Source organism: Streptomyces silaceus (assembly GCF_001419745.1).
GTDB lineage: Bacteria > Actinomycetota > Actinomycetes > Streptomycetales > Streptomycetaceae > Streptomyces > Streptomyces silaceus.
This window is the reverse complement of sequence record NZ_LIRJ01000329.1, coordinates 1-14,275: the sequence shown is the minus strand read 5'-3', so window position 1 is coordinate 14,275 and position 14,275 is coordinate 1. Positions and strand designations below refer to the sequence as shown.

Sequence of the window (14,275 nt, the reverse complement as noted above, 5' to 3'; positions counted from 1 at the left end):
AGCCCGGCTCCCCCTACAGCCCCGCCCACTTTCGCTGCCCTCGTTCGAATCCCCGACGGTCGACCACGGTGCAGCGAATCCACTTGACCAGCACCGCGCCATCGTACGGCGCGGAGCAGGGCCAGGGTCACGCTCCGGCGTAGTGCACCCGGATCAGCGCGGCCGAATCGTCCGCGCCCAACTCGACACCGAACTCTCGTGCGAGAACGTCCGCCAATTCGCCCACAGGAACGGCTCGTTCCTCCACCGAGCCGTCCGCACGCGTCACCGTCAGCTGATCGCCCACCAGTCTGCGACGGACCTCCGGAGTGGCCCTTTGCACCACCGGACGGCGAATGAAGGACGACTTGGGGTGGGTCGACGTGTAGTGGTTCATCACTACGTAGTCGACGGGCAGACGCCTCTCCTGGCCGTACGCGTAGAGATCGAGCCACCCGTCGGGGCTCCACGTCCGCAGCGCCAGGACCCCGTCGTCCTCCTGCTGGAGCGCGAAACGCCATTCTCCTTGTTGCACTTCCCCACCGGCATGCAGCGGGATCGGTTCGAGCAACCCGTCCCCGCCGAACCCCACGTCGCAGTGCCACGCCTCGCCGTCCACCTCGACCTTCAGAAGCATGTGCGTCACCGCGCGCGTGGTGGACGCACCCGCCCTGACCCGTGCACCGAGTCCGGTGACATCGAAGCCGATGCGCTCCAGGGCCGCGGCGAAGAGCAGGTTCTGTTCGTAGCAGTAACCGCCCCGCCTCTTGCGCACCATCTTGTCCTCAAGTGCCGCCAGTTCCAGCGGGACCGGACGGCCGAGCATGATCTCGAGGTTCTCGAAGGGGATCGCCAGCACGTGCGCCCTGTGGAGCGCGCGCAGAGTGTCCAGATCCGTCTTCGTCGCGCCTGTGTGCCCGATTCTCGCCAAGTAGGCGTCGAGATCGAGTTCTTCCCCGTTCCATGTCATGAAGCAATGATCTCCGCGACCGCTCCCCGCACCAACCCGATTCACTCCGGGCTCAGTTGCCCCACCTGACCAGAAACGCTACGTCGCTGTCAGTCCTACGTCGTAGCGTTGGTGTTGGGCACGCCTGGGGCGTCCACAGCCACCGGTCACGAGGAGGGGAAGTCCGTTGAGCAGTGTCAGCAAGGGGATCAAGAAGGTCGAGGTCGGCCTCAAGTGGGATCCGAGCCCGATCGGGGAGTCGCCCAACGACCTCGACATCATCGCCGCGACGTACACGGCGGACGCTCCGTACGGCAGCCCCGTGTACCTCGTGCACTTCGACAGTCGCTCCCCCGACGGCACCATCGCCCTCAACCGGGACAGCAGGACGGGCCAGGGTTTCGGTTACGACGAGGTCATGACGCTGGAGCTGGACCGGCTCGCCCCCACGATCACCCGGGTGGTGGTGGGCGTCGCCATACAGCAGCACGAGGAGCAGAAGGTGTTCGGCGACATCGCGAACGCCGCGTTCCGGATTCGCGAGGGTCACACGGAGCTGGCACTGAACGACCTGGCGGGCGTCTCCGGAAGCACCGCCTCGACCGTCGCCGAGTTCACCCGGGACGCGTCCGGGGCCTGGTCGTTCCGCGAGGTCATCCACGGCTTCGACGCCGACCCGACGTCGTTCGCCTCGCGCATGGGCGGCGAGCTCATCTCCGTGGACCAGGATCCGGCGGGCCCTCCGGCCACCTGACGCGGCCCCAGCTCCTCAACAAGGCATCACGGGACCGGGCGACACAAACGCCACGGGCGGTGGCGCCGAGACATCGGCACCACCGCCCTGACCGTTCAGTTCAGCCCCGAGAGGCCGATCCCGGGATCAGCTGCAGCCGCTGGTCGAGCCGCAGCCCTCGCAGATGTAGCAGGAGCCGGCGCGCTGCATCTTCGTACCGCAGGAGAAGCACAGCGGCGCATCGGCCTGGATGCCCAGCTGCATCTCCACGAGCTCGGCGCTGGTGTGCGCCTGCTGCGTGGCGGGCTTGGCCGTCTCGGCCTCCGCCTTCGGCGCGGAGACCGCCTTCAGGGACTCGGTCTGCCGCGGGGCGGACTGGGCCAGGCCCTCGACGTCGACCTCGTCCTCGGCGGGCTCGTACGAACCCGTCTCCAGGTGACGCTGACGCTCCTCGGCGGAGTGGATGCCGAGCGCGGAGCGCGTCTCGAAGGGCAGGAAGTCCAGCGCCAGGCGACGGAAGATGTAGTCGACGATCGACTGCGCCATCCGCACGTCCGGGTCGTCCGTCATGCCGGCCGGCTCGAAGCGCATGTTCGTGAACTTGGAGACGTACGTCTCCAGGGGCACGCCGTACTGCAGACCGACGGAGACGGCGATGGAGAAGGCGTCCATCATGCCCGCGAGGGTCGAGCCCTGCTTGGACATCTTCAGGAAGACCTCGCCGAGACCGTCGTCCGGGTAGGAGTTGGCGGTCATGTAGCCCTCGGCGCCGCCCACCGTGAAGGAGGTGGTGATGCCGGGACGGCCCTTCGGGAGGCGCTTGCGGACCGGACGGTACTCGACGACCTTCTCGACGGTCTCGCGGATCGTCGCCTCGGTCTTCTCGGTGATCTCGGCCTTCTCGTCCTCCTTCTTCTTGGCGGAGAGCGGCTGGCCGACCTTGCAGTTGTCGCGGTAGATGGCGAGCGCCTTGACGCCCATCTTCCAGGCCTCGAAGTAGACCTCTTCGACGTCCTCGACGGTGGCGGTCTCCGGGAGGTTGACCGTCTTGGAGAGGGCGCCCGAGATCCACGGCTGGATCGCGGCCATCATGCGGACGTGGCCCATCGCGGAGATGGAGCGCTCGCCCATGGCGCAGTCGAAGACCTCGTAGTGCTCGGTCTTCAGGCCGGGGGCGTCGATCACATTGCCGTTGTCGGCGATGTGGGCGACGATCGCCTCGATCTGCTCCTCCTGGTAGCCGAGACGACGCAGGGCCTGCGGCACGGTGCCGTTGACGATCTGCATCGAGCCGCCGCCGACGAGCTTCTTGAACTTGACCAGGGCGAGGTCGGGCTCCAGGCCGGTGGTGTCGCAGGACATCGCGAGACCGATGGTGCCGGTCGGGGCGATGACGGACGCCTGGGAGTTACGGAAACCGTTCTTCTCGCCGAGACGGAGCACGTCCTGCCAGGCCTCCGTGGCGGCGGCCCAGATCGGCGTGTCCAGGTCGTCCATGCGCACGGCCGCGGTGTTGGCGTCGGCGTGCTGCTTCATGACGCGCTTGTGCGGCGTGGCGTTGCGGGCGTAGCCGTCGTAGGGACCGACGACCGCGGCCAGCTCGGCGGAGCGCTTGTACGACGTACCCGTCATCAGCGACGTGATGGCGCCGGCGAGGGCACGGCCGCCGTCGGAGTCGTACGCGTGACCGGTCGCCATCAGGAGGGCGCCGAGGTTGGCGTAGCCGATGCCCAGCTGACGGAAGGCGCGGGTGTTCTCGCCGATCTTCTGCGTCGGGAAGTCCGCGAAGCAGATCGAGATGTCCATCGCGGTGATGACCAGCTCGACGACCTTGGCGAAGCGCTCGGCGTCGAAGGACTGGTTGCCCTTGCCGTCGTCCTTCAGGAACTTCATCAGGTTCAGCGAGGCGAGGTTGCAGGACGTGTTGTCCAGGTGCATGTACTCGCTGCACGGGTTCGAGCCGTTGATCCGGCCGGACTCCGGGCAGGTGTGCCAGGCGTTGATGGTGTCGTCGTACTGGATGCCGGGGTCGGCGCACGCCCAGGCGGCCTCGGCCATCTTGCGGAAGAGCGACTTGGCGTCGACCTCTTCGATGACGTCACCGGTCATGCGGGCACGCAGGCCGAACTGGGAGCCGGTCTCGACGGCCTTCATGAACTCGTCGTTCACGCGGACCGAGTTGTTGGCGTTCTGGTACTGGACGGACGTGATGTCGTCGCCGCCCAGGTCCATGTCGAAGCCCGCGTCGCGCAGGGCGCGGATCTTCTCCTCTTCCTTGACCTTGGTCTCGATGAAGCCCTCGATGTCGGGGTGGTCGACGTCGAGGATGACCATCTTGGCCGCGCGGCGGGTGGCGCCACCGGACTTGATCGTTCCGGCGGAGGCGTCGGCACCACGCATGAAGGAGACGGGGCCAGAGGCGTTGCCTCCGGAGGAGAGCAGTTCCTTGGAGGAACGGATACGGGAGAGGTTCAGGCCGGCACCGGAGCCGCCCTTGAAGATCATGCCCTCTTCCTTGTACCAGTCGAGGATCGACTCCATGGAGTCGTCGACGGCCAGGATGAAGCAGGCGGACACCTGCTGCGGCTGGGGCGTTCCGACGTTGAACCAGACCGGCGAGTTGAAGCTGAAGATCTGGTGCAGGAGGGCGTACGCCAGCTCGTGCTCGAAGATCTCCGCGTCGGCGGGTGAGGCGAAGTAGTTGTAGTCCTCACCGGCCTTGCGGTACGTCTTCACGATGCGGTCGATCAGCTGCTTGAGGCCGGTCTCGCGCTGCGGGGTGCCGACGGCCCCGCGGAAGTACTTGCTGGTGACGATGTTGACCGCGTTCACCGACCAGAAGTCGGGGAACTCGACGCCACGCTGCTCGAAATTGACCGAGCCGTCGCGCCAGTTGGTCATGACGACGTCACGGCGCTCCCAGACCACCTCGTCGTACGGATGCACGCCGGGGGTGGTGTGGATGCGCTCGATACGCAGACCCTTGCTGGCCTTGGATCCCTTGGCGCGGGAACCTCGTGCCGGGCCGCTCGTCGTCTCGGTCATGCCGCCTCCCTGTATCAGGCTAAAACGCCCTGAAGTGCCACGTTCTTCCCGTGGCACGGATGTGTGTCTTGTGTTGCGGGCACCCCGAAGGACACCCTCAACAGGTCTGGTTCGCCGCCGGCCGGTCGGTCAGCCGGTCAGTCGACGGCGGTGGCGGGCACCGGGACTTCGACAGTCCCTCCGGGCCCGCAGTCGTTCACGACGCGCTCTCCGTCCGCGTCGAGCCGCTGTTCCCTCAGCTCCCCGATGGCAGCCTCGAAGTCCTCGAGCGAGTCGAAGGCCCGGTACACCGACGCGAAGCGCAGGTAGGCGACGAGGTCGAGCTCCTGCAGCGGACCGAGTATGGCAAGGCCCACGTCATGAGTGGTCAGCTCGGCGCTTCCGGTGGCACGCACCGCCTCTTCGACCCGCTGGCCGAGCAGAGCGAGGGCATCCTCGGTGACCGGCCGCCCCTGGCACGCCTTGCGGACACCGTTGATGACCTTGGTGCGGCTGAAGGGCTCGGTCACACCGCTGCGCTTGACCACCATCAGTGAGCACGTCTCCACGGTCGTGAAACGACGGGAGCAGTCGGGGCACTGACGGCGCCTGCGGATCGACGTGCCGTCGTCCGTGGTGCGGCTGTCGACTACGCGGCTGTCGGGGTGCCTGCAGAAGGGGCAGTGCATGGAACTCCCAACCCTCCTTCACGGCACGACTCATCGACCTCAACGGCCCTTCGGGGCCCTCGAAGCAGCCCCAAGCATAGGCGATCCCCGAGGCCTCGAAAGACCAGGGACCACAACTTCTGGGCCGCTGCCGCAATCCAACCACTAGATCTGGGGTTTGGCCGCTTTTCCCGCCCTGCGCGTGTCGCGCCGCCCCGGACCACGCCCGAACCGCACCAGAGCCACATCAGACGCAACGAAGCCGTCACTCGCGCCGCTCGGGAGAGGGGCCGGTGCCGGGTTGACGGGGTGCCGGGTGGCAGTATTGGGAGCGCCACCGAGGGGCTCACTGTCCCGGCGGTGAAGCGTACCGTAATGAACCGAATTGCCATTCGGCCCGAACGCTAGCCATACACCCGGACACATGATCACGTCAGGTAATCTGCGATTTTTCACTCGAACGTGTGTTTGGCGCAACCTTTCGAAAGCAACTACCGTTGGCTAGCTAGGGAGAGAACATCTCGAGAGGGGCCGACCGACGTGACCACCACCGCAGACAGCGCCACCATCACTGCCCAGGACCGCTCCCAGAGCCGACTCGAGCCGGTGCATGCCATGAATGACGCAGCCACGAACCAGGAGGGGCCCAAGCCCACCCGCTCCCTGCCGGGCCGACCTCCAGGTATCCGCGCCGACAGCTCCGGCCTCACCGATCGGCAGCGCCGGGTGATCGAGGTCATCAGGGACTCCGTGCAGCGGCGCGGCTACCCGCCGTCGATGCGGGAGATCGGTCAGGCGGTCGGGCTGTCGAGCACCTCCTCGGTCGCCCACCAGCTGATGGCTCTGGAGCGCAAGGGCTTCCTGCGCCGCGACCCGCACCGCCCGCGCGCGTACGAGGTGCGTGGCTCGGACCAGCCGAGCAGCCAGCCCACCGACACCACGGGCAAGCCGGCCGCCTCGTACGTCCCGCTTGTCGGCCGCATCGCGGCCGGTGGCCCGATCCTCGCCGAGGAGTCGGTGGAGGACGTCTTCCCCCTCCCCCGGCAGCTCGTGGGTGACGGTGAGCTCTTCGTGCTCAAGGTCGTCGGTGACTCGATGATCGAGGCCGCCATCTGTGACGGCGACTGGGTCACGGTGCGCCGCCAGCCCGTCGCGGAGAACGGCGACATCGTGGCCGCCATGCTGGACGGCGAAGCCACGGTCAAGCGCTTCAAGCGCGAGGACGGGCACGTCTGGCTGCTCCCGCACAACTCCGCGTACCAGCCGATCCCCGGCGACGAGGCGACCATCCTCGGCAAGGTCGTGGCGGTGCTGCGGCGGGTGTGAGCCTCCGCCCCTGACCGGGCCCCGGGACCAACTGCGCCGGTTCCGGGGCCCTGCTGCGTCTCCTGGGCTCTCCGGGCTACGTCCGGGGAGCTGAGGAACCGTGAGTGTGCTGCCGCCACAGCAGCGGCAGCACCCAAGCAGTCCTCGGCCTCTTCCAGCCCTAGGCCTCGTCGGCCTTCGCCTCGTCCGCCTTGGCCGCGGCGTCGATCGCCGCCAGGGAGCGGCGCGCCTGATTGCGGTCCGTCGTGTACCAGAAATCGGGCAGCGAAGCCTTCAGATAGCTTCCGTAGCGCGCGGTGGCCAGGCGCGGGTCCAGGACCGCGACCACTCCGCGGTCCCCGGACGCTCGCACGAGACGCCCCGCTCCCTGCGCCATCAGAAGCGCCGCATGCGTCGCAGCGACGGCCATGAAGCCGTTGCCCCCGGCATCGTCGACCGCCTTCTGGCGTGCGCTCATCAGCGGATCGTCGGGGCGCGGGAACGGGATCTTGTCCATGATCACCAGCTGACAGCTCGGCCCCGGCACGTCGACACCCTGCCAGAGCGAGAGCGTCCCGAAGAGACAGGTCCGCGGGTCCGCGGCGAAGCCCTTGATCAGCTCACCCAGGGTCTCCTCGCCCTGAAGGAGGATCGGCATGTCGAGGCGCTCCCGCAGCTCCTCGGCCGCGCTCTGGGCGGCACGCATCGAGGAGAACAGGCCGAGCGTGCGCCCGCCGGCGGCCTCGATCAGCTCCGCCAGCTCATCGAGCATGTCGCTGCGGGTGCCCTCGCGCCCCGGGCGGGCCAGGTGCTTGGCGACGTACAGAATGCCCTGCTTGCCGTAGTCGAACGGCGAGCCGACGTCGAGGCCCTTCCAGACAGGGGCGTCCTCGGACTCGGTGCCCTCGGGGGCCAGGCCCAGCGAGGCCCCAACTCCGTTGAAGTCACCGCCGAGCTTGAGCGTGGCGGAGGTGAGGATCACCGAACGGTCGGCGAAGAGCTTTTCCCGGAGGAGCCCCGACACGGACATCGGGGCCACGCGCAGGGAGGCACCGAACCGCTCGTGGCGCTCGTACCAGACGACGTCGTACTCGGAACCGTTCGTGATCCGCTCCGCCACCCCGTGGATCGACTCCACCGAGGCGAGCGCCTGCTTGCGGACCGCGTCCTCGTCCTGGACCGACTTGTCCCGCGTCGAACCGAGCGCCGTGATCACCGTGCGGGCGGCGTCACGCAGCGCCATCAGCGCGTACCCGAGGTCTTCGGGGATCTCCTCCAGTCGGCCGGGCAGAGCCAGCTCCATCAGCCGCTCGAAGCCCTCCGAAGCGGTCTGCAGCTGGTCGGCGGCCTTTTCGTTGACGAGCTTGGCAGCCCGGCGCACGGCTCGGTTGACCTGCCCGGGGGTCAGCTCGCCCGTGGCCACGCCGGTCACGCGGGACACCAGCTCATGGGCCTCGTCCACGATCAGCACCTCGTGCTGGGGCAGGACCGGGGCGCCCTCGATGGCGTCGATCGCGAGCAGCGCGTGGTTCGTGACGACGACTTCGGAGAGCTTGGCCCGCTCTCGGGCCGCCTCGGCGAAGCACTCCGCCCCGTAGGCGCACTTCGAGGCGCCGAGGCACTCCCTGGACGAGACCGACACCTGCGCCCAGGCGCGATCGGACACACCCGGAGTGAGATCGTCGCGGTCGCCGGTCTCGGTCTCGTCCGCCCAGTCCCGCATCCGCAGCAGGTCCTGGCCCAGCTTGCTGGTGGGCGCGGCCGCCTCGAACTGGTCGAACAGCCCCTCCTCCTCTTCCTGCGGCACGCCCTCGTGGAGGCGATGCAGGCAGAGATAGTTCGAGCGGCCCTTGAGCATCGCGAACTGGGGGCGGCGGCGGAGCAGCGGATGCAGCGCGTCCACCGTGCGCGGAAGGTCCCTCTCCACGAGCTGACGCTGGAGGGCGAGGGTGGCCGTAGCGACCACCACACGCTCTCCGTGCGCCAGGGCCGGGACCAGGTAGCCGAGGGATTTACCTGTGCCGGTACCGGCCTGGACCAGCAGGTGGGAGCCGTCGTCGATCACCTCGGCGACGGCCTCGGCCATGGACACCTGGCCAGGGCGTTCCGTGCCGCCGACAGCGGTGACGGCGGCGTGCAGGAGCTCGGGGAGGGAGGGCTTCGTCATAGCGCGACCACCCTACGGTGCCCCACTGACAATCCGGCGATCAAGGCTGATGGAGAGGGTTGGGCACGGTGCCGTGGACCGCGGCGTGGGGACGCTGGGGGCGGTCCCGGTATCCGTCGAGGTGGAGGCGGTTCCGGTTCAGGCACAGCCGCTCGATACGGGGTGTGAGCAGGTCGAACATCTCGTACCGCTCCTTCAGCTCCGGAGCGCGCGCCTGGTGCCGGAGGATCTCGGTCCGCAGGAGGGACCAGAAGTCGGCCTCCGTGACGCCCAGTTGTTCCTCGTACAGGGGCGCGAGATAGCGGAAGACGCCTACGAAAAGCCCGGAGTGGATGAACTGGGTGAGGAACCCGGGGGGCTCGGTCAGCAGTACGTCACGTACGTCGGCCGGCATCGAGGCGTGCTCGGGAAGCGGTACGGCGCTCACGTTGACGTCGTCCACGAAGTCCTTCACCGCGAGCCGGACAGGCACCTCCTTGTCGTCGAAGACGACGATGGTGTTCTCCCCGTGAGGAGAGAACACCGTTCCGTAGCGGTAGAGGAACTGCAGCAGTGGCGGCATCAGGGCCGCGAAGAAGCGCCGCAGCCAGGCGACGGGCGCGAGCCCGGAGCGTTCGACGAGCTCGGTGACGAAGGCCCTGCCGTCGGGGTCGGTGTGCAGCAGTGAGGCGAGGGTGCGGGCGCGCTCTCCCGGGGCGAGGTAGCGGGTGATCGGCTCGCGCCAGATGGCGCCGAGCAGTTCCCTGTACTGGTACGGGACTTCGGCCAGTCCGTCGTACTCCGGGTGCTCGACGGCCACCGATGCCACTTCGCCCAGGAGGATCACTCCGCATTCGTCGCGCAGGAAGGGATCGGCATCGCGCAGGGCGTGCATCCAGGCCGTCACGGCGGGGGCCGCCATGGTGCGCTCTGTGGGGAGACCGCGCCACACCAGAGTGTTGAGGACCGACAGCGGCAGTTTCACGGTGTGCCGGTCGGGCCGGGAGACGTTGAGAAACGTACGAATGGACTGCTGGGGAAGGCGCTGGTCACCGTCGCTGCAGAGCGGGACGATGGCGTCGGTGGCGACGGTCGGGGCGAAGAGCGGCAGGACGACCTCGTCCCACTGCCAGGGGTGCACCGGCAGGTAGAGGTACTCCTGGGGGTCGCGCCCCCGCGCGCGGAGTAAGTCCTCGAAGGATTGCTGGACGTCGGTGGGGAGTTCTCGGTCGTAGAGCCGCTGGGCGGTGTCCAGTCTCGCGACGCCCCGGTAGGTGGCGAGGTCGGTGTGGACGGCGATCCACGGGAGCGTCGTGGCGCGGCGGGCCTCGGGGGCCCACTGGTCGGTGTCGCTCGCGGAGAAGCCGATGCGTCCCTTGTTGAGGACGAGCCAAGGGTGGCCGGTCTGGTGTCCTTCGAGTTCCGCGTAGCCGAGATCGGCGAGTTGGGCGGCGCTGAGGGCCGTGTGGTCGATGCGGGCGTCGGCGCTGAGCGTGACGGTGAGTTCGCGGATGAGGTGGCCGAGCGTGGCGCCGTCCAGGCCCAGGGTCCGGCGGGCCAGCACGAGGAATCGAAGAGGGTCACTGAAGGGGAGCGCCGGGCCTTCGCGCTCGGCGAGGGCCAGCCCTGCCGTGTCGACGTGCCAACTTCCGTACGACCCGCGGCGCGCCCGGAAGGTGAGGCGGCTGCCGCCCCGTCGCTCGGACGTGCCCGCGGATCCGCCCGGTTCGGGAGATTCGAGCGGGAGTTGATAGCTGCCGCTCCCTCCTTCCGCCGCCGGCACCGGCCGGATGATCTCCTCGTACGCGAACTCGCCGATCATCTTGGCGAGGAGCCGGCGCCCGGCCTCTTCCCATCTGTCCTGGGTCAGCTCGGGCGGGTCGTAGAGCTCCGCGGTGGGGCGGGAAATCTGGCTGGCTGACGGATTCGGCACGGGGACTCCTCAGGGAGGGAACCAGATCGGGTCGAGCGGTGTATCAAAAGTGATCGGGTCAGAGGACGGCGCGCAGGGCCCGGTCGCGGACCATGAGCGCCGCTTGTTTGTCGGGCAGATCCACTTCTGCCGAGAAGCGGAAGCCGGCGCTCAGAAATGCGGAGACGGAGGGGGTGTTGCGCAGGTCGGGTTCTGCTACGACTCGTGCGCAGGCGGGGCGGTGGTCGAGGACCAGGTCGGCGACCGCTCTGAGCAGCGAAGTGCCCAGGCCACGGCCGCGGTTGGCGACACCGCCGATGAGGAGGTGGATTCCGGTGTCGTGCGGACGCGCGGGGTAGTGACGGGCGAGCGGGTCGAGGTCCGCCCGATAGATCTCCCAGTAGCTCATCGGCGTGCCCTCCAGCGCGCCCAGACAAGGGACGCTGCGTCCGTCCCCTTCCAGCTGGGGACGCAGGTGGGCCTCTGTGACGGCTTCGGGGCCCGCCAGTTCCCAGAAGGCCGCCACTGCAGGGTCGTTCATCCACCGGCTGATCAGAGGGAGGTCGCGTTCGAGACGTACGGGTACGAGCTGGAACACACCGGCAGCGGTGGTGACCGGCCCCCACCTCGCGACTCCGTCCAGGAGATCGTCCCCCGCCATGGCCGCCGCTCCGTCGCCCTCGGCGGCCAGCAGGGCGACGAGCTCGTCGGGCAGGCGCAGGTCGAGGGTGTCGGTGCCGTCGGCGCCCGTGGTGGCGGATTCGGTCCCGGTGTCGGTGTCGGTGCTCGCGTCAGTGGGGGGCACGGCATCGCTCCTGTCAGAAGAGGTGGGGCATGTTCCTCAGGAATGAAGGGGGTTGGCGATGGTGACGTAGACGGACTGGGTGTCGACTGGGCCGACGAGTTCGTCGAGGCCGTGGAGCCTGGTCATCAGGTTGGCCTTGCACCGCAGCACGGGTGAGTCGAGCAGGGTCGCGGGCAGCGGGGTGCGCAGCCGGTCGGGTCCCGAGGCGACGTCGCGGAGGAAGCGGCGGAAGGCGGCGAGCAGCAGCTTCTCGTCCGCGAGCCGTTCGGCGCCGAGGGCTCCGATGAGGCCGAGCACGTTGTTGATGCCGAGGTAGTAGGCGAATCGCTCGTCCGTGACCTCGTCGGAGACGAAGGTGTCGCTGTCCTGACCGATGCCGGGAAGCCTTCGGTCGAGGTCGGCGCGACGGGACTCGCGGAAGTAGTAGCCCTGGTTGTCGCGGTAGCGGCCGCCCACGGGCCAGCCGTCGGCGTCCAGCAGGAGGATGGTGTTCTGCTGGTGCGCCTCCAGGGCGACGCCCGCCTCGCTGTCCAGCCACAGCACGGGACGGACGACGGTCTCGAGGTAGCGCAGGAACCACTCCGTGGCGACGGCTCCTCGGGGGCGGCCCGTTCGGCCGGCGAGCCGGGTGATGGTCTCGCAGAGTCTGGAGTGCATCGGGCGGCGGTCCTGGCCGGCGGAGAGGGCCGACGGTCGGGGTGAGACGAGCCCGGCGATGCAGGTGGCGTCGTCGCCGGGGCCGAAGGGGTTGTGCCGGATCATGACGTCGAGCCCGGGTACGGGTGCGCCGTCGGAGCCGGTGACGGCGAGCCACGCCGGGTCGCGGACCACGTCGAAGCCGGGGTGGACCGATTGCCACTCCTCGGCGAGGCCGCTGCGCAGCAGCCGGTGGACCTCGACGCCGCGGTGGAGTTCCTTGCGGAGGTTCTCGCGACGGGAGTTGGTGATGCGCAGGCCGAGGGAGAGCTTCAGCATGGCGGCCGCGCCGGAGCTGTACAGGGTGCGTACGGAGGAGGTGGGGTGCCACGGGGTGCCGTGCGGGCCGAGGTCCTGGAGGAGCCCGGCGTCCAGGAGTTCGGCGGCCTCGGGGCGGTGCCGGAGTTCCCGGATCTGCCAGGGGTGTACGGGCAGGGCGACGCGGTCGTCCGGCAGTGGCAGGTCGGGCCCGGCGAGGCGGGCGGTGAGCTGCTCGGCGGAGACGGTGCGGCCGCGCTCGGTCCAGGCCGAGTCGGCGGCGAGCACCGAGCGGTCGACGGCAAGCCAGTGCAGGGCGAAGGCGCCGCGCAGTTCGGGTGAGTAGAGGCGGGATTCGGTGTCGGACAGACCCTCGCGGCTCTTGGGGGTCGGATGGAGGGGGTGACCGAGGAGCAGCGACTGTTCAGCGGCGAGGAAGAGGTCGGGGTGGTCACCGGGTGTACTGCGCCGGTCGGCGATGAACTCGGCCGTGCGACGGACGGAATCGGCGACGCGGCCGACCAGGTCGGCGCCGTCGACCGGGGCGAGGCAGGTGTGCGAGTGGGCTGACCTGTCCGCGCCGGTTGCGCTGTCCGTGCCAGTTACGCCGCCCGTGCCGGTTGCACCGTCCGTGTCGGTCGTGACGGCAGCACCAGTTGCGCCGTCCGTACCGGTTGTGACGCCCGCGTCGGTTGCGCCGTCCACGTCGGCCGATCCAGCGGAGTCGACCGGGCCGTCCGAGCCGGCTGCGTTGCCTACGCCGTCCGTCAGACCCGACTCCCCCGGCTCGTCCAAGGTGCCCGGGCCATCGACGGGCTCCACCGCCGGCCCCGCCTGCGAGGGGTTCGCGGTACTGCGGCGGGCGGACTCGCGGCCGAGGAGGGCGGCGACGGTGACGGCGTCGACGGGAGGGGCGCTCGCTGGGCCGTCCGCGAGGTAGGGCAGGCCGAAGCGGTGCCAGCCGGTGGCCGACCAGTAGTGCACGGGGACGAGCAGGGCCGTTCCGCTGGCGTCGAGAGGGATGCGCAGGGCTCCGTGGTCCGGAGCGGGGAGGTTGTTCTCCCTGACCCAGCAGCGCAGCAGGTTCTCGACGGCCGCTGCCTGCGCGGCGGTGTGCGGGTCGGGGTGCTCCAGCAGGTCGGTGGACGTCCCGCGCAGGCGCTCGGCCTCCTGGCCGCCACCCTTCTGCCGGGGGACCGTACCGGACTCCGCCACCAGTGAGGTTTGGGTGCCGCACGCGCCTGAGGCGTGGGAGTGGGGACGGCCTTCGGATGCGGGGGTGGCGTTCAAGAGGGCTTCCTTGTGAGGTTGTTCGAGCTCCGTATGACGACGGGGGTCGGGCTGTGCCCGGCGGAGGACGACCGCCGGGGACGACCTGGGTCCGTCTTGGTTATCCGTTCGGTTGTCCGTGATGGGCGCGCGCCGCGGTGGCCAGCGCGTCGGCGAGGCGGTCGAGGATCGCGGACGCCTGCTCGTCGGTGATGGTCAAAGGAGGAAGGAGTCTGACGACGCTGGAGTGGCGGCCGCCCAACTCGACGATGAGCCCACGGCGCAGGCACTCGCGCTGTACGGCGGCGGCGAGTTCGGGTGCCGGCGGGTGGGGCCGTGCGGTGAAGGGGAGACCGTCCGGGGCTTCGACGGACGGGGTGGGCGAGGTGGACCGGCCGGGCAGGGAACCCGGGAGGGAGGACGACGAAGGAGCGGCATCGGCCCCTCCTCCTCGGACGGGCACGGTCTGCGACGGAATCGTCAGGCCCGCTCCATCGTCAGGCGTGAGCCCGCCCCCGTAAGACGTGAGCC

9 protein-coding genes and 2 pseudogenes are annotated in these 14,275 nt (G+C 69.2%); 2 read left to right on the top strand and 9 right to left on the bottom strand.

The window, feature by feature from the left end:
• Nucleotides 1-16: 16 nt before the first annotated feature.
• Nucleotides 17-94: pseudogene (locus AOK22_RS41055) on the bottom strand (DUF4937 domain-containing protein); the annotation flags it as partial.
• A gap of 33 nt (nucleotides 95-127) precedes the next feature.
• Nucleotides 128-949, bottom strand: coding sequence for an arylamine N-acetyltransferase family protein (locus tag AOK22_RS27635; protein WP_055701436.1), 822 nt, complete (start codon nucleotides 947-949; stop codon nucleotides 128-130).
• Between the two features lie 166 nt (nucleotides 950-1,115).
• Between AOK22_RS27635 and AOK22_RS27630 the strand changes: the two genes are divergently transcribed.
• Entirely contained in the window at nucleotides 1,116-1,682 is a 567-nt protein-coding gene (locus AOK22_RS27630) for a TerD family protein (RefSeq protein WP_055701435.1), read from the top strand.
• Nucleotides 1,683-1,808: 126 nt separating this feature from the next.
• Here the strand turns inward: AOK22_RS27630 and AOK22_RS27625 are convergent, their stop codons facing one another.
• Together AOK22_RS27625 and nrdR are read right to left on the bottom strand one after the other, a co-directional pair.
• Complete coding sequence (locus AOK22_RS27625) at nucleotides 1,809-4,706, bottom strand: vitamin B12-dependent ribonucleotide reductase (protein ID WP_055701434.1); 2,898 nt, start codon at nucleotides 4,704-4,706, stop codon at nucleotides 1,809-1,811.
• A 137-nt stretch (nucleotides 4,707-4,843) separates the two neighbouring features.
• Nucleotides 4,844-5,374: a transcriptional regulator NrdR gene (gene nrdR / locus AOK22_RS27620; RefSeq protein ID WP_055701433.1), complete on the bottom strand. Its 531-nt coding sequence runs from the start codon at nucleotides 5,372-5,374 to the stop codon at nucleotides 4,844-4,846.
• Nucleotides 5,375-5,893: 519 nt separating this feature from the next.
• Here nrdR and lexA point away from each other — a divergent pair.
• Nucleotides 5,894-6,679, top strand: coding sequence for a transcriptional repressor LexA (lexA, locus tag AOK22_RS27615; protein ID WP_030778599.1), 786 nt, complete (start codon nucleotides 5,894-5,896; stop codon nucleotides 6,677-6,679).
• A gap of 160 nt (nucleotides 6,680-6,839) precedes the next feature.
• Here the strand turns inward: lexA and AOK22_RS27610 are convergent, their stop codons facing one another.
• From AOK22_RS27610 to AOK22_RS43025, 5 genes and pseudogenes are all read right to left on the bottom strand, one after another.
• Nucleotides 6,840-8,825 (bottom strand): ATP-dependent DNA helicase, encoded by a 1,986-nt coding sequence (locus AOK22_RS27610; RefSeq protein ID WP_055701432.1) that lies wholly within the window; start codon nucleotides 8,823-8,825, stop codon nucleotides 6,840-6,842.
• Between the two features lie 40 nt (nucleotides 8,826-8,865).
• Nucleotides 8,866-10,737 carry an IucA/IucC family protein gene (locus AOK22_RS27605; protein WP_055701431.1) on the bottom strand — a complete coding sequence of 624 codons (1,872 nt, stop codon included), beginning with the start codon at nucleotides 10,735-10,737 and terminating at the stop codon, nucleotides 8,866-8,868.
• Nucleotides 10,738-10,795: 58 nt separating this feature from the next.
• Complete coding sequence (locus AOK22_RS27600) at nucleotides 10,796-11,521, bottom strand: GNAT family N-acetyltransferase (RefSeq protein WP_055701430.1); 726 nt, start codon at nucleotides 11,519-11,521, stop codon at nucleotides 10,796-10,798.
• Between the two features lie 36 nt (nucleotides 11,522-11,557).
• The gene (locus tag AOK22_RS27595; protein WP_208606453.1) at nucleotides 11,558-13,765 is read right to left on the bottom strand and encodes an IucA/IucC family protein; all 2,208 of its coding nucleotides are present in this window, start codon (nucleotides 13,763-13,765) and stop codon (nucleotides 11,558-11,560) included.
• A 100-nt stretch (nucleotides 13,766-13,865) separates the two neighbouring features.
• Nucleotides 13,866-14,275: pseudogene (locus tag AOK22_RS43025) on the bottom strand (aspartate aminotransferase family protein); the annotation flags it as partial.